This window comes from Knoellia locipacati, assembly GCF_007992835.1.
Classification (GTDB): Bacteria; Actinomycetota; Actinomycetes; order Actinomycetales; family Dermatophilaceae; genus Knoellia; species Knoellia locipacati.
Map to the genome: position 1 here is coordinate 106,864 of NZ_BKBA01000004.1, position 23,351 is coordinate 130,214.

Sequence of the window (23,351 nt, forward strand, 5' to 3'; positions counted from 1 at the left end):
ACTGCTGATTTGCTTATCCTTAGGATAACGTCTACTTATTGTCCAGTGGTTGAACAGTCATCAGCAGGGACGGCCCTCGCCGTCCGCGACCTGACCAAGGTCTTCGACGCCCGGGGCACGAGGGTCACCGCCCTCGACGCGGTGTCGCTCACCGTCCCCCGGGGCGAGATCCACGGCATCGTCGGGCGGTCGGGAGCGGGCAAGTCCACGCTCATCCGGTGCCTCACCGGTCTGGAGAGCCCGACGTCGGGCGAGGTGGTCGTCGCGGGTGAGGACATCACCGCCCTGCGCGGCGCCGAGCTGCGCGCGGCCCGTCGCCGGTTCGGCGTCGTCTACCAGCACGCCAACCTCCTCGACTCGCGCACCGCCGCCGACAACATCGCGCTGCCGCTCGAGGTCGCCGGCTGGGACAAGGCCGACCGCGACGCCCGCGTCACCGAGCTGCTCGACCTCGTCGGGCTCACCGACCGCGCCGGCAACCACCCGGGTCAGCTCTCCGGTGGCCAGCAGCAGCGCGTCGGCATCGCCCGCGCGCTCGCGGCCCGACCCGAGATCCTCCTCTGCGACGAGCCGACCTCGGCGCTCGACGCGGCCACCACCGGCTCGATCCTCGCCCTGCTGCGCGAGCTGCGTGACCGTCTCGGCATCACCGTCGTCATCATCACGCACGAGCCCTCGGTCGTCCGCGAGATCTGCGACGCCGTGACCCTCCTCGGTGACGGCGCCGTCGTCGAGCAGGGTCGGCTCAGCGAGGTCATCGCCGACCCGACCACCCGCCTGCACCGCGAGCTCATCCCGCTCGTCGAGCCGGCGACCGACGGGCTCGTCCGGCTCCAGGTCGCGCTCGGCCACCCCGACTCCACCGTCGGGTCGATCGACGGGATCATCGCGCTGCTCCGCCACGAGGGCATCGAGGCCGACGTCGCCGCGGCCACGGTCGAGACGATCGCCGGCCGCCGAGTCGGCCGTCTCCTCGTCGAGCTTGCGGACGCCACGACCACCGACCGCGCCCGTGACCTGCTCGAGCAGGCTCGCCTCCACCCGGAGGTGGCGGCATGAGGTTCGACGGCGACCCGACCTGGCTCGACAACCCCGTCATCACCCAGGGCCTGCCCACCGCGCTGTGGGAGACGCTCGCCATGACCGCCGGGTCCGCGCTCATCACCGCGGTCCTCGGCGTCGTCGTCGGGGTGCTGCTCCACAACTCCTCACCCGGCGGCGTCAACCCCCAGCCCGCCCTGCACCGCGTCCTCGGCGCCGTCGTCAACGTCGGCCGCTCGCTGCCCTTCCTCATCCTCATGATCGCGATCATCCCGATCACCCGGTTCATCGCCGGGACGACCGTCGGCTGGCGGGCGATGATCGTGCCGCTCACCGTCGGCGCCGTGCCCTTCTTCGCCCGGCTCGTCGAGACCTCGCTGCGCGAGGTGAGCTCGGGCAAGGTCGAGGCCGCGACGATGATGGGCGCCACCCGCTGGGACGTCACCCGCAAGGTGCTCCTGCCCGAGGCGCTCCCCGGCATCGTCGCCGGGCTGACCACGACCGTCATCGCCCTCATCGGCTACTCGGCGATGGCCGGTGCCGTCGGCGGTGGAGGCCTGGGTGCCACCGCGATGTCGTACGGCTACAACCGGTTCCAGACCGACGTCATGATCGCGGCCGTCGTGCTGCTCGTCGTCGTCGTCCAGCTCGTCCAGGTCGTCGGCGACCGCGTCGCCAGGGCCGTCGACCACCGCTGAGCCACACCACCCTCCCTCTCCGGTCAAGGACGACCGGGTATGCCGGCCGCCCACCTGGGCGGACGGCATACCTCCGCTGTTCACCCCCACCCCGCGGCAAACCTGCCGCACCACGAAAGGACACCACCATGAACACCCCGGCCCGCTCCCGACTCGTCGCCGGTCTCGCCCTCGTCGCCGTCACGGGTCTCTCGGCCTGTGGTGCGGGCGGTGGCGACTCCAGCGGTCCCGAGGCCGACGACAAGGGCGTGACGAAGCTCGTCGTCGGCGCCTCCCCGACGCCGCACGCCAAGATCCTCGAGTTCGTCGACGCCAACCTCGCCGCCAAGGCCGGGCTCGACCTCGAGATCAAGAGCTTCGACGACTACGTCCAGCCCAACGTCCAGCTCGCCGAGGGCACGCTCGACGCGAACTACTTCCAGCACCTGCCCTACTACGAGGCGCAGGTCAAGGACCGCGGCTACGACTTCGCGCACTACGAGGGCGTCCACATCGAGCCGTTCGCGCTGTACTCGAAGAAGGTCAAGGACGTCTCCGAGCTCGCGACCGGCGCGCAGGTGGGCATCAACAACGACCCGTCCAACCAGGGCCGGGCGCTCGAGCTGCTCGCCAAGGCCAAGGTCATCACGCTCAAGGCCGGTAAGGACGCGACCAACGCGACGGTCTACGACATCGACCAGAACCCGAAGAAGCTCCAGTTCAAGGAGACCGACCCGGCCCAGCTGGTGCGTTCGCTCGACGACCTCGACGTCGCCGTCATCAACGGCAACTACGCGCTCGAGGCCAAGCTGTCGCCGACCAAGGACGCGATCCTCGTCGAGGAGGCCGAGGGCAACCCCTACGCCAACTTCCTCACGGTGCAGAAGAAGGACGAGGACAACCCGGCGCTCAAGAAGCTCGACGAGCTGCTCCACTCCCCGGAGGTCAAGGCCTACATCGAGAAGACCTGGCCCGACGGCTCGGTGCTCCCGGGCTTCGTTGCCTGACCGCACCCCCCGACTGATTGCCCTTCCGTGAGGGCGAGCTCCGGCCAGCCCCGGCGAGCTCCTCACGGAAGGGCAATCAGTGGAACCGCAGCGGGGCGCAACTACGCTCGGCGGCATGACCTCGGAGACCGGCGCCACCCCCGACCCCCGCACCCTCACCCGCGCCGACTTCCCCGAGCTCCAGCGCGTCACGACCCGGTGGGCCGACAACGACATGTACGGCCACCTCAACAACGCCGTCTACTACGAGCTCTTCGACTCGGTCCTCAACGCGTGGCTCATCCGCGAGACCGGCACCGACGAGACGAGCACCCCGACCCTGGGTGTCGTGGCCGAGTCGTCGTGCCGCTTCTATGCCGAGCTGGCCTATCCGCACCCCGTCGACGTCGGGGTCCGCGTCGAGCGCGTCGGCACCAAGAGCGTGACCTTCGCGTTCGGGCTCTTCGCCGACGGCAGCGACGAGATCGCGGCCCACGGGCTGTGGGCGCAGGTCTACATCGACCGCGCCGGGCGGCACTCGGTGGCGATCCCGGACGACGTGCGGTCCGTGGTCGAGCGGGCCCTCGCCGCCCAGCCCGCCGAGTCCGTCCGTCCCGCCCAGCCGTGACGTCCGCCGCCGACCTCGTCGTCGACGCGTGGCGCGGCCGGCACCGCCCCGCCGACGGGTCGTGGCAACGGATCGCGCCGTGGAGAACCGACCTGTATGCCGTGCTCGCGTTCACGGGACACGCCGCCGTGAGTGCCCCGCCGGAGGTGTCCGACGACGACCTCACCGCGTGGGGCGTCGACGGGTTCGGCGGCGCCCACGACCCGCGGGTCATGGCGCGGCTCGTCGGTGACACGGGCTGGGTGGACGTGCTCGACGCCGTCCTCGTCGCGCCCGGCACCGGCGGTGACGCCGACGGCGGCGCCCTCGTCGAGCGGCCCGACCTGGTCGAGCATCCGCGTGCCGTGCACGCCGCGGAGGTGCGTGACGACGTCTCGGTGCACGGCTGGCCGGGGCGCGACGACGTCGTGGTCACGCTGGGCCGGTCCTTCGGCGGGCTCGCGGTCGTGAGCTACGAGGTCGCGCCGTCGGCCCGTGGGACCGGTCTCGGGACCCGGACGGTGCGCGAGGCCCGTGCGCTGGTGCCGGCGGGCGAGCCGGTGCTGGCCCTCGTCTCGCCCGGCAACGTCGCGAGCCTGCGCGCCGCCCTCGCCGCCGGGTTCGAGCCCGTGGGGTCGGTGCAGCTCTACCGGCCGTGACCGGTTCGAGTCCTTCCCGGCGCCGCGGCGCTCTGGAGTCACACCCGTCACTCCCGTTACAGTGACCGCATGACGCACCGGGGCTCCGTCCTGTCCACCCGCCGGGTCACCCGCACGGTGGCACCGCTGCTGCTCGCCGCGCTCGCGCTCAGCGCCTGCTCGGACGACGAGCCCACGGCGGCACCGTCCCCCTCGACGAGCTCGAGCGCCAGCGAGACACCGTCGCAGACGCCGACCCCGGAGACGGAGACGGCAACGGCAACACCGACCCCGACCCCCACGCAGACCCCGACGCCGACCCCCACACCCACCACCGCGTCCCCCACGCCGACGCCCACCCGCACCGCCGCGCCCGCCTGTGCGGCCTCGAAGGTGGCCCCCGCCAACACGGCGGGCATGTCGGCCGCCGCTGCGACGAAGGCCAAGAAGATCTCCACGGCAGCACGTGCATGTGACGCCGCGACCCTCGTCACCCTGGCCCGCGCCGACGCCACCGGCCTCGCCGGCGACCAGCCTGCCGCCTCGGTCTTCACGAGCAAGGCCGGCTCGAGCTACGTCGCGCTCGCGATCCTGCTGTCGATGGCCCCCACCGAGGCGTTCGACGGGACGATCCAGCCCAAGGTCTTCTCGGAGCAGTTCGCCCAGAGCGACGCCGAGTGGGACAAGGTCGTCAGCGCGGGTCTCATCACCCGGGCGCAGGCGACCAAGATGCGCCAGGACGACGGCGGCTACACCGGCTACCGGGTCGGCATCTCCGAGGACGGCACCTGGACCTACTTCACCACCGGTCGCTGACGAGCCCTCCGACTCGCGGGGCTCGAACGGGCCTGGGGCGGCTCAGGCCGGGTCGGCCCACGCCCGGGCGGCTGAGGCCGGAGTGGCTCAGGCCGGGTGCATCGTGGAGGCGATGGTCTCGGCGACCGCCTTCGTCGTCGCCGGGTCGAGGGCCGACACCGACAGGTTGAGGACGCCGTCCTGGGTCTCGACGAAGAGCGAGCGCCCCGTCACCGTGCGCCCGGACACCTGGAGGGAGTAGTCGGCCGAGATCGTCGGCCCGGCCGGGGACTCCCCCGGCGTGACGACCACGGGGGCCTCGGACACCTTGCCCAGCTCGGCCATGAGCTGGGCGTCGGTGGGCAGGCCCTCGAGCGGCACGACGAGCCCCGAGATGTTGTCGGCGTAGCCGCTGCGCGGCGGCGCCAGCATGAGCAGGTCGGCGTTGCCGACGGCCTGCATCATCTGCCTCGACGTCACGCCCATCTTCGAGGCCATCTCGTCGAAGGCCGAGGTGTCGCCACCCTCGAGGAGCTTCTTGGGGTTCATCGCCGTCCATGTCTCGGGGACGGCGAACGTCACCGAGACCTCGTCGACGGTCTGCCAAGCGTGCCCGGCCGGGAGGTCCGGGGTCGGCGTCGGCGCCGTGCTGGGCGAGCCAGCGGCCGTGGAGGAGCTGACCGCAGAGCCGGCCGGCCGGGTGGGCGGTCCCTCGAGGACCCCGCACGCGGTGAGGGCGAGGGACAGGACGGTCGCCAGAGGGACCCACGGCTTGAGCATGGCCGAAGAGTAACCAGACGAACGTGCGTGGGAGCGCCTTTTCCACAACCCTCGGAAAACGCCACCAGACGCCCTGAGAGGGGTGGGGGCCGTATGCCGGGTCGGAAAGAGGAGTGAAAAGTCGAAGAAACACCGCTGACGGGCCTCCAGCGACGTGCGCTGACAGGACTGACGGGTAAACTGGAGGGCGAACATCGCGCCCAGGGCGAATCTCCGTCCCGGGCGCGTGGCATGAGCCAGACCAGCTGAAGGAGCACCGTGCCCAGCACGCCCGACGACAACAGCATCGAGACGCCCGAGACCACCGGGCAGGAGGCGCCGCAGGACACCGCCGCGGCCCCGGCCGAGGTGACCGGCAGCGAGACGACCACACCGGCACGCAGCTCCTCCGCGGTCGACGCGGACGCGGCATACGACGCCTCCGCCATCCAGGTGCTCGAGGGCCTCGAGGCGGTCCGCAAGCGTCCCGGCATGTACATCGGGTCCACCGGTGAGCGCGGCCTGCACCACCTCGTCTGGGAGATCGTCGACAACGCGGTCGACGAGAGCCTCGCCGGCCACGCCGACACGATCGACGTCACCCTCCTCGCCGACGGCGGTGTCCGGGTCAAGGACAACGGCCGTGGCATCCCGACGGGCATGAACGACGCCTACGGCATCTCCACCGTCGAGCTCGTCCTCACCCAGCTCCACGCCGGTGGCAAGTTCGGCGGCGGCGGTTACAAGGTCTCCGGTGGTCTCCACGGCGTCGGCTCGTCCGTCGTCAACGCGCTCGCCACCCGGCTCATCGCCGAGGTGCGCCAGCTCGGCCACGTGTGGCGGATGGAGTTCGACCACGGTGAGCGCCTCGCGCCGCTCGAGCAGGTCGGCGAGACCGACGAGACCGGCACGACGATCACCTACTGGGCCGACGACAAGATCTTCGAGACCGTCGCCTACGACTACGAGACGATCCGCGCGCGGTTCCAGCAGATGGCCTTCCTCAACAAGGGCCTGACGATCAACCTCACCGACGAGCGCGTCGCCGAGGCCTCCGAGGACGAGGCGGCCGAGGCGGTCGAGGGCAACGAGTCGCGCAAGCGCACCGTCTCCTACCGCTACGACAACGGCCTCGTCGACTACGTCACCCACCTCGTGTCGAGCAAGAAGTCCGACCCGGTGCATCCCGACATCATCAGCATCGAGGTCGAGGACACCGAGCGCGCGCTCAGCCTCGAGCTCGCGATGCAGTGGACGACCGCCTACAGCGAGTCGGTCCACACCTACGCCAACACGATCAACACGCACGAGGGTGGCACCCACGAAGAGGGCTTCCGCGCCGCGATGACGAAGATGATCAACGACTTCGCCCGCAAGCAGAACCAGCTCAAGGACAAGGACGAGAACCTCACCGGCGACGACGTGCGCGAGGGCCTCACCGCCGTCATCAGCGTCAAGCTCGGCGAGCCCCAGTTCGAGGGCCAGACCAAGACCAAGCTCGGCAACTCCGAGGTCAAGGGCTTCGTCCAGCGCGCCATGACCGACTCGTTCGGCGACTGGCTCGAGCGCCACCCCGCCGAGGGCAAGGAGATCGTCCGCAAGGCGATCCAGGCCGCGACGGCGCGTCTCGCCGCCCGCAAGGCGCGTGAGGCGACCCGCAAGCGCGTGCTCGAGTCCGGTGGACTCCCCGGCAAGCTGCGCGACTGCCAGGCCAAGGACCCGGCCGTCTCCGAGGTGTTCATCGTCGAGGGTGACTCCGCCGGCGGCTCGGCCGTGCGTGGCCGCAACCCCTTCACCCAGGCGATCCTCCCGATCCGCGGCAAGATCCTCAACGTCGAGCGGGCCCGCCTCGACAAGGCCCTCGCCAACCAGGAGGTCCAGGCGCTCATCTCGGCGTTCGGCACCGGCATCGGCGAGGACTTCACGATCGAGAAGGCCCGCTACCACAAGATCGTCATCATGGCCGATGCCGACGTCGACGGCATGCACATCCGGACGCTGCTGCTCACGCTGCTCTTCCGGTTCATGAAGCCGCTGATCGAGGCCGGCTACGTCTACCTCGCGCAGCCCCCGCTCTACCGCATCAAGTGGAGCAATGCCCCGCACGAGTTCGCGTTCACCGACCGCGAGCGCGACGCCCTCGTCGCCGAGGGCCAGAGCAAGGGCCGGCGCATGCCCAAGGACAACGGGATCCAGCGCTACAAGGGTCTGGGCGAGATGGACTACCAGGAGCTGTGGGAGACCACGATGGACCCCGACCACCGGGTGCTCCTCCAGGTGACGCTCGACGACGCCGCTGCCGCCGACGAGATCTTCTCGGTCCTCATGGGCGAGGACGTCGAGTCGCGCCGCTCGTTCATCCAGCGCAACGCCCGCGACGTGCGCTTCCTGGACATCTGACCCGTATGCCGTCCGCCCACCTCCCGCTTGCGTCCGCAGCCATGGTCGAGAGCTCGACCACATCTGCGGACGCAGCACCGCCGGGGACCGGCGCACGGCCCACGAACTGACTTCACGGCATACCTCGCCGTGTGCGAACTGCACTGAGAGACAAGGGAACTGATGGCTGACGACATCGACGGCACCGAGAACGACCTGGACACCGAGGACACGGGCGAGCAGGGCTCGGTCATGCACGACCGCTCTCCCGGTGAGACCGACCGGGTCGAGGAGATCGACCTCAACACCGAGATGCAGCGCTCCTACATCGAGTACGCGATGTCGGTCATCGTCAGCCGTGCCCTGCCCGACGTGCGCGACGGGCTCAAGCCCGTGCACCGGCGCGTCATCTACGCGATGTACGACGGTGGCTACCGGCCCGACCGCGGCTTCAACAAGTGCAGCCGCGTCGTCGGTGACGTCATGGGTCAGTACCACCCGCACGGTGACAGCGCGATCTACGACGCCCTCGTCCGCCTCGTGCAGGACTGGTCGCTGCGCTACCCACTCGTGCAGGGCCAGGGCAACTTCGGCAGCCCGGGCGACGACCCGGCCGCGGCCCCGCGCTACACCGAGTGCCGGATGGCGCCGCTGTCGATGGAGCTCGTGCGCGACATCGACAAGAAGACCGTCGACTTCGCCCCGAACTACGACGGCAAGACGCTCGAGCCGACCGTGCTCCCCGCGCGCTTCCCCAACCTGCTCGTCAACGGCTCGTCCGGCATCGCCGTCGGCATGGCCACCCAGATCCCGCCGCACAACCTGCGCGAGGTCGCCGCCGCCGCCCAGTGGGTGCTCGAGAACCCCAAGGCGTCGCGCGAGGAGGCCCTCGAGGCCGTCATGGCGCGGATCACCGGGCCGGACTTCCCCACGGGCGCCCTCATCATGGGCCGCAAGGGCATCGACGACGCCTACCGCACCGGCCGTGGCTCGGTCATCATGCGCGCGGTCGTCGAGGTCGAGGAGATCCAGAACCGGCAGTGCCTCGTCATCACCGAGCTGCCCTACCAGGTCAACCCCGACAGCCTCGCGCAGAAGATCGCCGAGCACGTCAAGGAGGGCCGCCTCCAGGGCATCGCCGACATCCGCGACGAGACGTCCGGTCGCACCGGCCAGCGCCTCGTCATCGTGCTCAAGCGCGACGCGGTCGCCAAGGTCGTGCTCAACAACCTCTACAAGCACACGCAGCTCCAGACGAACTTCGGCGCCAACATGCTCGCGCTCGTCGACGGCGTGCCGCGCACCCTGCCGATCGACGCGTTCATCCGGCACTGGGTCGACCACCAGATCGACGTCATCCAGCGCCGCACGGCCTACCTCCTCAAGGAGGCCGAGGACCGGATCCACATCCTGCGCGGGCTGCTCAAGGCGCTCGACCTGCTCGACGAGGTCATCGCGCTCATCCGTCGCTCGTCCACGGCCGAGGCCGCGCGCGACGGTCTCATCGAGCTCCTCGAGATCGACGAGATCCAGGCCCGCGCGATCCTCGAGCTCCAGCTGCGTCGTCTCGCGGCCCTCGAGCGCCAGAAGATCATCGACGAGCACGACGCCATCCAGCGCGAGATCGAGGACTACCAGGACATCCTCGCCAAGCCCGAGCGCCAGCGGACGATCGTGTCCGACGAGCTCGCCGGCATCGTCGAGAAGTACGGCGACGAGCGCCGCACCGTGATCCACGGCTTCGACGGCGACATGTCGATGGAGGACCTCATCCCCGAGGAGGACGTCGTCGTGACGATCACCCGGGGTGGCTACGCCAAGCGCACCAAGGTCGACGCCTACCGCTCGCAGAAGCGCGGCGGCAAGGGCGTCAAGGGTGCGCAGCTGCGCGGCGAGGACGTCGTGGCGCACTTCTTCACGACGACCTCGCACCACTGGCTGCTCTTCTTCACCAACCTCGGCCGGGTCTACCGCGCCAAGGCCTACGAGCTGCCCGACGCGAGCCGTGACAGCAAGGGCCAGCACGTCGCCAACATCATGGCGTTCCAGCCCGACGAGCACATCGCCCAGGTGCTCGCGCTGCGTGACTACGGCACCTCGCCCTACCTCGTCCTCGCCACCCAGAACGGTCTCGTCAAGAAGACCCGCCTGGCCGAGTACGACTCCCCGCGCTCGGGCGGCCTCATCGCCGTCAACCTGCGCGACGGCGACGAGCTCGTGGGCGCCGGGCTGACCAGCTCGTCCGACGACCTGCTGCTCGTCTCCAAGAAGGGCCAGTCGGTCCGCTTCCACGCCGACGACGCGACGCTGCGCCCCATGGGTCGCTCGACGTCCGGCGTCACCGGCATGAAGTTCCGCGGCGAGGACTCGCTGCTCTCGATGTCGGTCATCGAGGAGGGCACCGACCCCGACGTCTTCGTCGTCTTCGAGTCGGGCCTGGCCAAGCGCTCCAAGGCCTCGCAGTGGAACGTCAAGGGCCGCGCGATCCTCGGTGTCACCGTCGCCAAGCAGACCGAGAAGGGCGGCGACCTCGTCGGTGCCCTCACGGTCGACGAGGACGACGAGGTCATGGTCGTCTTCGAGCGCGGCAACATCGTCCGCTCGCGCGTCGACGAGGTCCGCCTCACCGGTCGCAACACCGGTGGCGTCTGGTTCGCCAAGCCCGGCCGCAACGACGCCATCGTCGGTGTCGCCCGCAACGCCGAGAAGGCCGTCGAGGAGGAGGTCGCCGAGGCCGACGCCGAGGGGGTCTCCCCGGTCGACGGCGAGCCGCTGAGCGCCGAGGAGGCGGCGGCCGTGAGGGACGCCCAGGCTACCGACGGAAGCCCCGATGTCGCCGGTGACGACACGTCCGCACCCACAGGTGCGGAGGGTGACCACCCGGTGACCGATGGCGTACCGTCGGTGGACAAGGACGACGCTGACGCCGAGGCAGCGGATGAAGGAGACGACGAGTGAGCACCGCAGACCAGGCCGGCACCTCGATGCGCTCGGCATCGGGATCCACGCCTGAGCCGACGCGCTCGATGAGCCGTCCCTCCGACAGCTCGGCCCGATCGGCCGCGCCGGCCCAGCCGGCGTCCGCCGCCCGCGCCTCGGGCCGCCGGGTCCGCCTCACCGTCTCGCGAGTCGACCCGTGGTCGGCGATGAAGATGTCGTTCCTGCTGTCGGTCGCCCTGGGCATCGCCGGCGTCGTCATGGTCGCCGTGCTGTGGATGATCCTCGCCGGGATGGGCGTCTTCGACCAGGTCAACGGCCTCGTCGGCCAGATCATCCAGGACGGCGAGAACACCTTCGACATCATGGACTTCCTCGGCTTCGGCCGGGTGGTGTCCCTGGCCATCGTCGTCGGCGTCATCGACGTCATCCTCATGACGGCGCTCGCGACCCTCGCCGCGTTCCTCTACAACGTGTCGAGCAGCCTCGTCGGCGGCCTCCAGCTCACCCTCACCGACGACTGACCCTCGCCTGTCACACCATTCCCGCCCGAAGTGGGTTCGGTGCACTGGGCACGGCCGCCGCGGCCGTGCCCAGTGCCCGTTTCCGGGGTGGAGTGAGCACAGACATCCGGTATGCCGGCCGCTCCCGTGAGCGGCCGGCATACCGTTTTGGTGGGCACCCGGTGGGTGGGGTAACCTCGTCTCTCGCGCCGCCTGTGCAGGTGGCGCCGCCGGATTGGCGACGGGCCTATAGCTCAGACGGTTAGAGCGCTTCCCTGATAAGGAAGAGGCCAGAGGTTCAAGTCCTCTTAGGCCCACCATCCGATCCTCGACCTGCCAGGTGGTGCACCCGTGAAGAAGCTCCTCCTCGTCGTCCTGACCGCTGTCACGGCAGGTGTGGTCAAGAAGAAGCTCGACGCACAGGGCGCCGACCAGCGGCTCTGGGCCGAGGCCACCGACACCGGTTCGGCCTCGCAGCTCCCGAAGAACTGAAACACCCGGCGGTGCCCGTCACCGCCTGGGGGCCATGGCGCAATTGGTAGCGCACCTGCTTTGCAAGCAGGGGGTTAGGGGTTCGAGTCCCCTTGGCTCCACCACATCTCGAAGGCCCTTCCCGTATGCCGGGAGGGGCCTTTTGCCGCACTTGGGGCTTACATAGACCTGGGCGCGTGGGGTACTAGTCGCAACGGCTGCACCAATAGAGAAGTTGTAGCGCTCTTTCTTGCGGGTCTGCGATGTGACGGGGCTCGCGGATACTTCGGGTCAGCGCGTAGCGACCTGGAGCCCTCGCATAACGGCCGGAGTCAAGATCCGTGGCGCTGGGTACTTGAGATGCCATAGCGACCACGGGTATGAATTTCACCAATCCCACGCACCCACACCGAGAAATGGATAACTTTGCCGCAATCCCCGTAGATTCATTGCTTTCTGACACTGCTGAACCGGATTTGGCACGGATCACTCGGAGAGGTGTGGCAGGGGGCCGGTCGCGGCACTCACTCGTCGAGCAGAGCGCAACGGGAAGTTCGAGGGATCGCTGTGGACAAGGGCGTTTGGGCGCAATACGCGCAATGGAACGATGCGCTGACGGCGCAGTTCTTTGGGGGTTCCCAGGCCGATCTCCCGGCATACATCGACGTCGACAGTTCCCTCCTTGAGGACTGCGCAAAGGGGATGGGGCTGTCGGTCAAGGAAGCAACCGATGCCCTCGTGGCCGCGGTTCGCCCCACCCTTGGTCTCGGTGAAGGTGACTTCGTGCTCGCGACTCACGTCCACCGATACAACGACTGGCGGCGGAGGTTCCTGCGCTCTTCCGGGCCGCGGGGCAAGCGCCTGACGCAGGACATCCCGCCGCCGCCGGTCATCGCGCTCCTCACCACCTTGGTGATGGCAGCAGAGAAGATGGGCTCCGATGCCAGCCTTGCGGCCAACGCCTACTACCCGCGGCTGGGCCAGCTCTTCGACCTTGATTCCAAGGACGTGAGGCGGCTCGTGTCGAAGTTCCCAGTCACGGAGTCGTTGTGGCGCGGCTTGAACGAATACCTCGAAGCGCAGGAGGGTCGTCGTGGGCTTCCGACGGCCTACGCACTCGGACATCGATACGTGGGCATCCCCCAGTCACAAGCACTGGTGCGAGCGACTGATCGGGGCAGACTCCCCACATTCTTCAGGCAGTTCGGGCTCGCGCCAGGGTCTGAACTGATCGCCGCCGACCTCGAGAGGCTGCTGGATCTTTGGATCCGACAGACGCCATCGCCCGTGACCGCGAACCTGCGGAGGCTGTGGAACGGCGGCAGGGCGCGGGAACGCATTGCGGGCGTCGTCGCTGTCGAACTCGCACACTGGGACGGCACCGTGCGTGACACATCGGACACGGCCGTCAAGTCATCCGGGGAAGTCCAGCTGACGGCTCTACTGCGCCAGCAGTTCGGGTCGAGAAGTCTCGAGCTGTCGTTCGCGGCGCGGCTTCCGACGCCGGTGCCGGTTGGTTACCTCCGTATCGAATCCGCAGAGGGCAAGCCCTCGATTGGAGTCATCCCGGCTGCCGGAGCACGTCTCCGCCCCACCCCCGGGAGCAGGCTTGACCCAAACTCACTGGCCGGGGCGATTCTCACCTTCGTGGAGCCTGGCTCCGGTCAGACCATCACCCGGCGCCCCAGGCGAGTTGTCCCGCTTAGGAAGGATGAACTGCTCGGCATCCTCGTAGAGGTCGAACGGGTGCAGCTGGCTGACGATGCCCTGCTGCTGGTCAAGGACGACAAGACTCTGCTTGATGAGGTACTTCAGGTAATCGGTAAGTACGGACATCACGGCACCGTGTACCGATCATCCGGGGACTCGGAACAAGCGATGCTGGCCGGCCTACCGGAGGGGTGGGCCCTGATTGACGACGTGCAGCTCTACGCCATTCCCCAAGGCGTCCAACGTCTCGACCTTCACGCGCTCGTCCCACTGACCACCGCGCAGCTGAACCTGTCTGGTGGCCTGAAGATGCCCGGCCGTATCCGCAAGTGGTCGAGCTTGCATCCGCCGGAGATCCGGGCGGCGGTCGCGGAAGCGGAGGAAATGTCCCTCACGTTGACCGAGCTTGGCGAAGAGCGTGTGCACGTTCGAAACTGGACGGAGGCCGTTTCCGCGATGGTGGTGCCGCTCACTGGCTTGGGTCTGATGGATGGCGACTACGAGATTGAGCTTGCCGTCAACGGCAGCGCCATCGCGCTCAGCACTTTGCGCCTTCGGTCAGGGGACACACCCGACGCTGTCAACTGGTCGACGTGTACCCGACTGAACTATGAGCTTGACCGAAGCCAACTTGGCCCGTTGTCGGCCATGGAGGCAAGCGAGGACAGCGGCATCGTCGTTGACGGACTCAACACAATCGGGGCGCGTGCTGGCGCCCTTACTACCGTGGCCGCCCGCGATGGCGCCAGCTGGAGCGTTCGCCAGTCGTCGTCGTCGGCGGCGCCGGTTGTGGTTCTGGGCGTCGCCGACCCGAATTCCTGCGTAGTGACCGGTGCCCACTACCTAGAGCTCCCAACCTTCTATGGCGGAAGGGTCCGGGGGCAGATCCAGGGCGTCTGCAAGACATGCGGCCTCAAGAAGTCGCTCCCCGCGACGCCTCGATGGAAGAAGCCCGGAACCAAGGCCAAGGATGCCCCCACCATCCACTTCTCACAGTTGCCGAGCCATACAGAACTCGGTGCAAGTTGGGACGTGTGCATGGATGCTCTCGTCCATGTAGGGGGAGGAACCATCGGCTCCTTCGAGAGGGTAGCGACCCAAGCCGAGGGGTCGAGCCTGTTCGTTGACGGGTTCCTCCGCACTCTCGAGACCCTGGGACAGATCGACGTTCGCCGAGACTCTGCTCTGCAGCCAAAGGACTGGGAAGCGAATCCCGCCTACCTGGCGGAGACCCTGCACGCCGGGTTCGTCCTCGCGGGCGTGTGGTCCTCGGGATCTCGGGACGCACTGGGCAAGGCCTTGATGGATCAAGGCGGTGAGCTGGTCCCTGAGAGGCAGGACGACCAACTCACCAGCTGGTTTGCACGGGGGGTTGATGCGGAGACCTTGACTGCGCTGGTGAACGAGCTCGCACTCGAGGCGTACGTGGTTCCCGACGCCGTCAGGCAGATGATGGCTGCACTTCCGCCGCTGAGCGAGGTCGAGGCGGGGCTAACGGAGGCACCCATTCCTGACTACACCAAGGCAGCGCTCTTCGACGTGCACGATGCCGCATGGAGGCCCGTACCTGGAGTTGGTGTTCCCGGCGCCTATCGCCTGGAGCAGTCGTTCCGAACCACAACGCTGTGGGTCGACCACCGAGGTGCCCTTGATCGCCGTGGCCGCGTAGGCAGCATTCAGCTCGTCAAACACCTTGCCGCGCGGGCGTCCCGCGGACCCTTACTCGGCTACCTAGAACGCCAGTCCATGCTTCTCGTCCCGATCGGCGCTGACTTGCCCGGCCTGTACGGACGCGTCGCCGCGCTGTGTTCAGGGCGAGCACCCGTCGTCTCGGTCAAGACGCGCTCCATCGGATACCGAGACGTCCCCCGTTGGGTAGCCGACGATCTCAACTCACTGCTCGCGTCCTGAACTGAGGTGTCGTGAAGACAACCCCGCTTACCCTTCGTGACGACCTTGCGTCTGCCTACCTGCGCTACGTCGACACCGCCTTCTGGCTTCGCAATGAGCAGCTTATGCGAGAGCGCCGCCACATCCTGCAGTCAAAGGACATGCTGCTCAGCGAGTGCCTCCTGGAACCGGTGCTCCCCTACCCCGCTACGGAGGACCTGCTAGACGCCACCCGTCTGGTTGGGATTTCGGATGAGGCGGCGCGGATTGTCGGGAAGGCGCTGTTCGGATCCTTCGTCAAGCCAGGCGAGCCGATTACGTTACGCGAGCACCAGGCCGAGGCTGTGTTGCACCACTTCAAGCCCGGCGTCGAGGACCATCGGAACGTCGTGGTGACCTCAGGAACGGGCTCGGGCAAGACGGAGAGCTTCCTCCTGCCGACTCTCCTACGGCTGACCGAGGAGGCTCGCACATGGAGCCCCCAGACTGCACCGGATGTCTGGTGGCAGGCGAAGCCGAGCCCCACCAAGTGGCGTCCCATGCGCGCCCCGGAGACGCGCCCGGCCGCCGTGCGGACTCTGATTCTGTACCCCACGAACGCGCTCGTGGAGGATCAGATGACAAGGCTCAGGCGAGCCGTGCGCCGGATTGGCAACGAGCTTCCGTCGCGCCCTCTGTGGTTCGGCCGCTATACCGGAGTGAGCCTCGGGAGCACGAAGCGCCCCTCCGGCGGCGGCTTCGCCTTCGAGGAGGTACTCGGCCAGCTGAGGGATCAGACCGCTGAGTTCTCACGCCTTCGCGACGAGGGAACAGTGAGCGAGGAAGACCTCTCCCAGTTCCCCGATCCGACAGCCCACGAGCTCCTCGTGCGGTGGGAGATGGTGGAAGACCCACCGGACATCCTGGTCACCAACTACTCGATGCTGAACGCGATGTTGATGCGCCACCACGAAGAGGCTGTCTTCGAGAAGACCCGGGCGTGGCTGGCGAGCTCCACCACCAACGTCTTCACCCTCGTGGTAGACGAACTTCACCTGTACCGCGGCACCCAGGGCAGCGAGGTGGCGATGGTGGTCCGCAACCTGTTGGCCCGGCTTGGGCTGGCGCCCGACTCGCCGCAGCTTCGAGTGATCGCCACCAGCGCCTCGCTCTCTGAGGACTCTTCCGGCCTCACCTACCTGGAGCAATTCTTTGGCTGCAGCCCGTCCAGCTTCTTCGTGACCGCAGGTAAGCCCTTAACCCTCCCGCCTCTGCACACTCTCGACCGACACCACTCCATACGGCGGTCTGGCCTGCCCGCGGCAGGACCCCTCTCGCAGGCCCTGGCTGCCGCCTGTGTCGACCCCGACAGCGGGCGTGCGCGGGCGACCGAGGCTCCCGTGGTTGCCGAGCGGCTCTTCGGCACTGTCGACGACAACCTGGAAGGACTGGGGGGAGTCCTCGCAGAGCTTGCTGACGCCAAGACCGCGCAGGCGGGTGTGCCAATTCGTGCGCATCAGTTCGTTCGCACGATGCGCGGCATGTGGGCGTGTAGCAACCAAGAGTGCAGCGGCGTTGAAGCCTCAGCGCGCGAAGCCCGGAACGTAGGGAAGGTCTTCGGAATCCCCACGTTGGCGTGCGACGCGTGTGGGTCGCGCGTTCTTGAGCTGCTCTACTGCTACTCCTGCGGTGATGTGAGTCTCGGGGGATTCGTCGTGGACCGGGCCAACCCCAACGCGGGCGAGGGAGAGGGGGTCGTCATCGGTTCGGCAAACGTCGGAGTGGTCAGCGCAGAGGCGCCTCCAGTGTTCAGGCGACTGTACGGGGACTACGTGTGGTTCTGGCCGGGAGACAGGCCCATCGAGGCCGACCCCTCGTGGACGAAGACGACGCCAGAGTCGAAGAAGACGGTCGCCTTCTCGTTTGCTCCAGCACGCCTTGACCCCGCCGTCGGCCTCATCAGTCCGGCTCTGGGTGACGGGAACGGCTGGGTGCTGAGGGTGGACGCCCATGACGACGGAGCCAAGATCCCTGCCCTACCGGATCGGTGCCCCCGTTGCGACAGCGAAGGCTGGAACCCAGGAGATAAGTACTTCTCAGGCACCGTACGGAGCCCCATCCGTGCCCACACGTCAGGGGCGGCACAGTCCACCCAGCTGTACCTCTCGCAGCTGGTCAGAAGCATGGGTGAGACACCGGTCGAAAGCCGGACGATCGTGTTCACGGACAGCAGGGACGACGCTGCGAGGACGGCGGCTGGCGTCGGCCTGAACCACTACCGTGACGTGATCCGACAGGTGACCCAGCAGATCCTTGCCGAGGGACCGGTGGACATTGATGAACTTGTCGCCAGGGCTGCTCGCATGGAGCCCCTCGACGCGGCCGAGCAGCTGATGTTCGAGGACTTCAAGGGGCGGTACCCAGAAGCGGCGCAACTGTCGGCCAAGGCCGCCTTCGTGCCGCTCGCTCCGAGCGAGCAGTCGATCGTCGACGAGGCGCTGCGCACAGCCAGGGGGAACTCGCGCGTCCAGTGGGGCGAACTGCGACAGGCACTCACAGACCGCCTGGTGTCTTTGGGTATTCCGCCAGCGGGCTCTGGACCTTCGGCGGCCAAGAACCAAGATGACAGCCCCTGGTGGGAAGCGTTTACCCCACCGAGCCCAGGGCTCTGGACTCCGCTCCCGCCTGGTGTCCGCGAACCTCAGGCAGCGATGCACCGAGAGCGGCTCGCGACGGCGCTCGCAACCGCGCTCTTCGGTCGGGCCGGCCGGGATCTCGAGGCCATGGGCATCGCCTACTTCGCCAGCGGACGAAAGCCCACGGCTCGAGGGCCCCTTAGTAGCGCAGACCTCGACGCACAAGTGCTCAGCTCGGTCATCAGGGTCCTCGGCATACGACGGCGTTGGGTCGGAGGCGACTCTAAGCCGACTGCTTCGCCGCCCCCGGCGGTGAATGGTTACCTCAAGGCCGTCGCCGAGTTCCACTCGGTCGACATGGGCGATCTGCAGGAATGGGTCTCGACTGAGCTGGTCAAGGCAGGTCTCGTCCAGGACTGGCTTCTTGACCTTAAGTCGCTGGCAGTCCCCCTTGTGCTCGTTCCCTGCAGCAGCGAGGAGTTCGTCTGCGGCGTGTGCAGCTTCTCCCACGGCCATGCGTCAGCGGGTGTTTGTGCAAACCACGGCTGCTACCGACCCAAGGTAGTTGCCAGATCGAGGCGTCACGATGACCTTGACACCGACTACTACGGCTGGCTCGCGAGGCAGGTACCGCGCCGTATGGCGACTGCCGAACTCACTGGGCAGACGAAGCCACTCAGTGAGCAGCGTCGTCGTGCAAGGGTCTTCAAGGAAGTGCTTCTCCCGAATCCGGTCGAGAACAGCCTGACCGTTCCTTTGGACGTCCTCAGCGTCACCACGACGATGGAAGTCGGCGTCGACATCGGCTCGCTCAGATCGACCCTGATGGCCAACATGCCGCCCCAGCGGTTCAACTACCAACAGCGCGTCGGTCGAGTCGGCCGAGCCGGCCAGGTGTTCTCTTACGCTGTCACGGTCTGTCGAGACCGGACGCACGATGACGACTACTACGCCAACCCGCAAAGAATGACCGGTGACGACCCGCCGCAGCCGTTCCTCGACCTCCAGCGCCCTCGAATCGTCCGCCGAGTTGTAGCTGCCGAACTGCTCCGCCGCGCCTTCCTATCGCTCCAAGACCCCCCCAAATGGACGCGCAGCAGCATCCACGGCACTTACGGCACAACAGCAGACTGGCCGGGCCGCCGACCTGAAATTCAGGGATGGCTGCGCGAACGAGGGAACGTCAGCCCAACGGTGACGCGGTTCTGTGCCCACACCGGGCTGGACCAGACACAGCGTGACGAGATCGTCGATTGGGCCGCCAACGGAGAACTCATCGGAGAAATCGATGAGGCGATTCAGCGTGACGGTGGGACCACGGCTGAGCTGAGTGAACTCCTTGCAACCTATGGAGTGCTCCCCATGTTCGGCTTCCCGACGCGCGTCCGGCGGCTGGTCAGGAAGCGTCCCAAGGCAGTCAGCGAGCTCGACACCGTGTCCGTGTCCGACAGGCCCCTCGATCAGGCGGTCTCCATGTTCGCCCCGGGCGCGAGGGTGGTTCGCGACGGCGCCCTCCACACCGTCGCTGGCTTCGCGGACTGGACACCCACCTGGAAGGGAATGGCGCCGGTCGATGCGATCGGTCCGGAGGTGCGGGTTGGGGCCTGCGACGCCTGCGGCGCAAGCTTCGTCGAGCCAGTGACCGAGATCTGTCCGATCTGTACCGCCACCTTGCGACTCATCCCCATGCACCAACCCTCAGGCTTCCGGACCACGTATCGACAGGAAGATTTCGACGACGAGAACGACGAGTCACCGAGCGCTGGTGCGCCCTCCATCTCGGTAAGTGGGCCGCCCGACCGTGAAGTAACCATCGACGGCTCCACGCTCCTGTCGTACGACCAGGCGCAACTGGTGCAGGTGAATGACAACAACGGCACGCTCTTTCCGGTCGCCAAAGACGGCGATGGCAGTTACCTCGTGACCGACCCGTCTCTGTTCCCAGACGTCAAGGGCTGGCCTCCGAAGCTCACGCCGCTCAAGGAGATCGCCATAGGCGAGCTGCGGACGACCGACGTTCTTACCGTGGGACTTCAGAACGCACACCTGCCGGGTGGTCTGGTGCCGTACTCGTCAAAGGTGCTTCCCGCGGGAATGGCGGCCTACTGGTCGCTGGCGGAGGTGCTTCGCCGAAGCGCCAAGCGCCTTCTCGACATCGACCCTCAGGAGCTCGAGTTCGGCCTCTACCCCACGAGCCAGGGGTCGATGACCGTGTTTATCGCGGATGCGCTCGACAACGGTGCGGGGTACGCGGCTGAACTCGGCAGCGAGGACAACTTCAGAGAGCTGCTGAGCACCACCCGCCTGGCATTGGAGCGGGACTGGAACGAGAAGGCTCACTCAGCCTGCGCCTCCTCTTGCCTCGACTGCCTCCGCTCTTATGACAACCGCCGGCTCCATGGAGCCCTCGACTGGCGGCTGGCCCTCGACATGCTGGACCTGCTAGCGGGAGAGGCTCTCGCCCCATCCCGGTGGTTCGACCTCGGGCTCGAGACCGCACGAGGGATCGCCTCGACGCGCCTCATGAGCCTTGAGGCTGGGCAGACAGAAGGTGGCGTGCCTTACCTCGCACACAGGGACCGAGGTAAGGCGGTCCTCTTGGGTCATCCGCTCTGGCAACGCGATGAGGACTACGCCGTTGACGAACAGATCATCGCCATCGACGAACTCGAAGACTCGCTTGGCGCCCACGGCACAACCCAGAGCGACGTGTTCGAAGCGCTTCGGAAGCCTCTCTCCTTGCTGAGGTGGCTCATGTGATGTCTCTGGCCTGGCCGGAACCTAGTGGAGAGCGGCTGAGTCAGATCTCTCCGTCGGCCTACACCGCGCTCCTTAGATGTCCCAAACGCCTTGCTTTTCAACGTGACTTGCGGACTAAGCACTGGGTCGCGCAGTCGACTCGGACCGCGCTGGGGAGGGTCGCTCACCGCCTCACGGAACTGGTCGCGCAGGGCACGGCCCCCCTGCCTCCCGATCGCAGAGAGTGGCTGGAGGCTCAATGGGAAGCGTTGGTCCAGCAGGAGAACCTCCTGATCGAGGGGGCGTGGCCTAACCGGCAAGTACCTGCACCAAGGGACTGGCCAGGCTACGTCGCAACCCGGGTTCGCCTGCTCCGACGGCTGGCGGATCTCCCAGCAGATAGGGAGGGCCCGCGGGTTCCTGGTATCAGTCGTGGATCGACGGGACAGCCCTCGCTGCCTTGGGTAGAGCGGTATCTCGAAGACATGCGCACGCGGCTATGCGGTACTCCCGATCGCGTCGAAAGACGGGACGGGAGGATCCGAGTGGTCGACCTCAAGTCTGGCGTGGGCCAAGCGGGTATCTCTGACGACCAACAACGCCAACTCCTGATCTACGCCCACTTGGTCCTGACGGCTTACGGCAGCCTTCCGAACGACGTGGTCATCCAGGACGTGCGAGGACGGGAGGAGAAACGCGAGGTCGAGGGCAAGGAGGTCCAACGGGTCGTCGCCCAGGCAAATGAGGCGATTGACTCCTTCAACCAGATGCTGGATGACGGGTCCGTCGATGCCCGTCCTGGTCCTGAGGCCTGCCAGTGGTGCCCTTTTCGCGTCGTCTGCGACGACTACTGGGAAAGCCGCGACGACGCCTGGCCGCGCCTCGATGTTCGCGGCGTCGTCACTGAACGAACCGGACAGCACAGCGTTCGCCTAGACCTTGCCAGCGGATTGCCGGGCTCGACGACGTTTAGGCTCTTGCTGACTCCGGGTGTCAAGCTCCTGATGGGCGAAGAAGTCGTCGCCCTCGACCTCGAGCGGGCGGGACCTTCCACGGGGCGGATGCGTTGGAACTCACGCCTACGGAGGGGGGCAGCAGACTAGTGCTCCCATGGCCAGTCGAAGCGCGCCACCGCGAGCAGCGATCTCCTGGCTTTGGGCACGCTCAATTTGTACTTAGGACGGCGTGCCCTCCCCTCGGTGCCCTCCTCGTCGGGCGCCTGCTTTCCCTGCTGAAAGCCGGTAACCTGGCCTGCCGCCTTCGCTGCCTCAAGCGCTGGCAAGTTGTGGAAGTAGAAGGCCTCGACGTGGTGGGGCTCGAACGCTGCCTTGCGCTGTCGTGATCGACCGGAGTTCGACGGCTTCGACTTCACACCCTGCGCCGCCTTGAATTGCCGGTGCCACGCCACGAACGTCTCATCCTCGTCCGCCACTGCGACTCCACCGACCATCAGGAAACCGAGTCCTTGGTCCTCGATGCAGGCATTCATCGATTCTTGGTCGTTCAGCGGCGCCGCGCCCTGCCCCTTCACCACTTGCTCTGAGCCCGGGTAGCGCCACGCTTCCGTGTGGGCCTTAAGGTCCCACACGAACCGCAACGAGTAGTCGAACGAGGTGTTGCCATAGCGGGTTCTGGGCGGGTTGGGGTTGGGAGTGAATGCCGCGTTCAGGACGGCTCTCCCTCGTGACTCCCAGTAGAAGCCCTGCCATTCGTTCTGGTTGGGTCCCTCCGTGACCCCCTGCTCCACCATCCACTGGATGGATTTACGCGCGTCCCAGACGACCCGTTTGCTCCCACTGGGTTGAGGCGAGGCGCGCCAGGCGTCGAGCAGAGCGGCCGCCAGAGCCGCGCCCTCCTCTTCGGGGGTGCCCAACAACATCGCCCGGTCGGATCCAAGCCTGCCCATGCGACGCTCAGCTCCAGCGAGGAGGGTGTTGAGACCGACGAGCGAAATCGTCTCTCCGGTCGACTCACATTCCGCCGACCAAGGAGCGCCGAAGTCATCCGCGAGGGCTGACGCGAGCTTCGTCTTCGTGAGCCGCGCGTCAAGTCTGGGCGCGAGCACGCTCGCCAAGTTGATGAGCACGCGCTTGTGCTCCTTGCTCCCGGGCCCGAGCCACTCAGGTCCAGAGCCGGTCAAGGCGCTGATTCTGTTGACTGCCTCGATCTTCGACTGTGCTGGCTCGAATGCGCGCCACTCGGGCCCGCTGAGCCTCGCGGGTCTCTGTCCCTCCAACCGATGAAAGGAGTTCTCGTGGTAGGCCTCGGTTGCACCCTCGAGCAGTGCGTTGAGACCGTCGAGGGTGACTCTGTTGAGTTCGTGGTAGTCGGACCGCCACTGGACTCGCAGGACTTCAGCGATCTCTTGGGCCATTCGTGTATTCGTGCGGGCCACCTCGATTTCAAGTCCGAGGGCGTCCCGTAGCGCGATGATGGCGCGCTTCTCCCCTCGTGTGCCACCTTCGCCAGCACCCGTCAGCGAAAAGATTCGCGTCACAGCCTCCGCGATCGTGGAGGCGGGTAGGAAGAACATCGGGTCGGCTGGCGTGGCGCACACTCGCTCAACGTAGCGCCCCACTGGTCTGCTCACGTTCGGGTCCACGA

15 protein-coding genes and 2 tRNA genes are annotated in these 23,351 nt (G+C 67.3%); 15 read left to right on the forward strand and 2 right to left on the reverse strand.

All coding sequences use genetic code 11. The features are described 5' to 3' along the window. The first annotated feature begins 45 nt into the window (after positions 1–45). The 6 genes from KLO01_RS06390 (at position 46) to KLO01_RS17095 (ending at position 4,765) form a co-directional block, all read left to right on the forward strand. The gene (locus KLO01_RS06390; RefSeq protein ID WP_147063334.1) at positions 46–1,059 is read left to right on the forward strand and encodes a methionine ABC transporter ATP-binding protein; all 1,014 of its coding nucleotides are present in this window, start codon (positions 46–48) and stop codon (positions 1,057–1,059) included. After that, complete coding sequence (locus tag KLO01_RS06395; protein ID WP_147063337.1) at positions 1,056–1,739, forward strand: methionine ABC transporter permease; 684 nt, start codon at positions 1,056–1,058, stop codon at positions 1,737–1,739. Before KLO01_RS06390 ends, KLO01_RS06395 begins: the two co-directional genes overlap by 4 nt. Positions 1,740–1,867: 128 nt before the next feature. Beyond that, complete coding sequence (locus KLO01_RS06400) at positions 1,868–2,725, forward strand: MetQ/NlpA family ABC transporter substrate-binding protein (RefSeq protein WP_147063338.1); 858 nt, start codon at positions 1,868–1,870, stop codon at positions 2,723–2,725. A gap of 115 nt (positions 2,726–2,840) precedes the next feature. After that, positions 2,841–3,332, forward strand: coding sequence for an acyl-CoA thioesterase (locus KLO01_RS06405; RefSeq protein ID WP_147063340.1), 492 nt, complete (start codon positions 2,841–2,843; stop codon positions 3,330–3,332). Next, entirely contained in the window at positions 3,329–3,970 is a 642-nt protein-coding gene (locus KLO01_RS17090; RefSeq protein ID WP_186827939.1) for a GNAT family N-acetyltransferase, read from the forward strand. Before KLO01_RS06405 ends, KLO01_RS17090 begins: the two co-directional genes overlap by 4 nt. Positions 3,971–4,039: 69 nt before the next feature. Beyond that, positions 4,040–4,765, forward strand: a complete 726-nt coding sequence (locus KLO01_RS17095; protein WP_186827940.1) for a hypothetical protein — start codon at positions 4,040–4,042, stop codon at positions 4,763–4,765. 87 nt (positions 4,766–4,852) lie between these two features. On the opposite strand, the gene KLO01_RS06425 is transcribed toward KLO01_RS17095, so the two are convergent. After that, positions 4,853–5,524 (reverse strand): hypothetical protein, encoded by a 672-nt coding sequence (locus KLO01_RS06425; RefSeq protein WP_147063345.1) that lies wholly within the window; start codon positions 5,522–5,524, stop codon positions 4,853–4,855. Positions 5,525–5,872: 348 nt separating this feature from the next. Here KLO01_RS06425 and gyrB point away from each other — a divergent pair, with 348 nt between their 5' ends. The 9 genes from gyrB (at position 5,873) to KLO01_RS06465 (ending at position 21,850) form a co-directional block, all read left to right on the forward strand. After that, the gene (gyrB, locus tag KLO01_RS06430) at positions 5,873–7,903 is read left to right on the forward strand and encodes a DNA topoisomerase (ATP-hydrolyzing) subunit B (RefSeq protein WP_222611944.1); all 2,031 of its coding nucleotides are present in this window, start codon (positions 5,873–5,875) and stop codon (positions 7,901–7,903) included. Positions 7,904–8,134: 231 nt separating this feature from the next. After that, positions 8,135–10,840 carry a DNA gyrase subunit A gene (gene gyrA / locus KLO01_RS06435; protein ID WP_147063699.1) on the forward strand — a complete coding sequence of 902 codons (2,706 nt, stop codon included), beginning with the start codon at positions 8,135–8,137 and terminating at the stop codon, positions 10,838–10,840. After that, positions 10,837–11,343, forward strand: a complete 507-nt coding sequence (locus KLO01_RS06440) for a DUF3566 domain-containing protein (RefSeq protein WP_147063349.1) — start codon at positions 10,837–10,839, stop codon at positions 11,341–11,343. The genes gyrA and KLO01_RS06440 overlap by 4 nt, the downstream gene beginning before the upstream one ends. Positions 11,344–11,565: 222 nt before the next feature. Continuing rightward, a tRNA-Ile gene (locus tag KLO01_RS06445) sits at positions 11,566–11,642 on the forward strand. Between the two features lie 31 nt (positions 11,643–11,673). Further along, positions 11,674–11,814, forward strand: a complete 141-nt coding sequence (locus KLO01_RS17100) for a DLW-39 family protein (protein WP_186827941.1) — start codon at positions 11,674–11,676, stop codon at positions 11,812–11,814. 28 nt (positions 11,815–11,842) lie between these two features. After that, positions 11,843–11,918 (forward strand) — tRNA-Ala (locus tag KLO01_RS06450). A 442-nt stretch (positions 11,919–12,360) separates the two neighbouring features. Then, positions 12,361–15,414 (forward strand): hypothetical protein, encoded by a 3,054-nt coding sequence (locus tag KLO01_RS06455; protein WP_147063351.1) that lies wholly within the window; start codon positions 12,361–12,363, stop codon positions 15,412–15,414. An 11-nt stretch (positions 15,415–15,425) separates the two neighbouring features. Next, positions 15,426–20,768, forward strand: coding sequence for a DEAD/DEAH box helicase (locus KLO01_RS06460; RefSeq protein WP_147063353.1), 5,343 nt, complete (start codon positions 15,426–15,428; stop codon positions 20,766–20,768). Next, the gene (locus KLO01_RS06465) at positions 20,768–21,850 is read left to right on the forward strand and encodes a PD-(D/E)XK nuclease family protein (RefSeq protein ID WP_147063355.1); all 1,083 of its coding nucleotides are present in this window, start codon (positions 20,768–20,770) and stop codon (positions 21,848–21,850) included. The genes KLO01_RS06460 and KLO01_RS06465 overlap by 1 nt, the downstream gene beginning before the upstream one ends. Here the strand turns inward: KLO01_RS06465 and KLO01_RS06470 are convergent. Then, a complete protein-coding gene (locus KLO01_RS06470) occupies positions 21,847–23,349 on the reverse strand; it encodes a hypothetical protein (RefSeq protein ID WP_147063358.1) in 1,503 nt (500 codons plus the stop codon). The genes KLO01_RS06465 and KLO01_RS06470 overlap by 4 nt on opposite strands. Between the last annotated feature and the right edge of the window lie 2 nt (positions 23,350–23,351).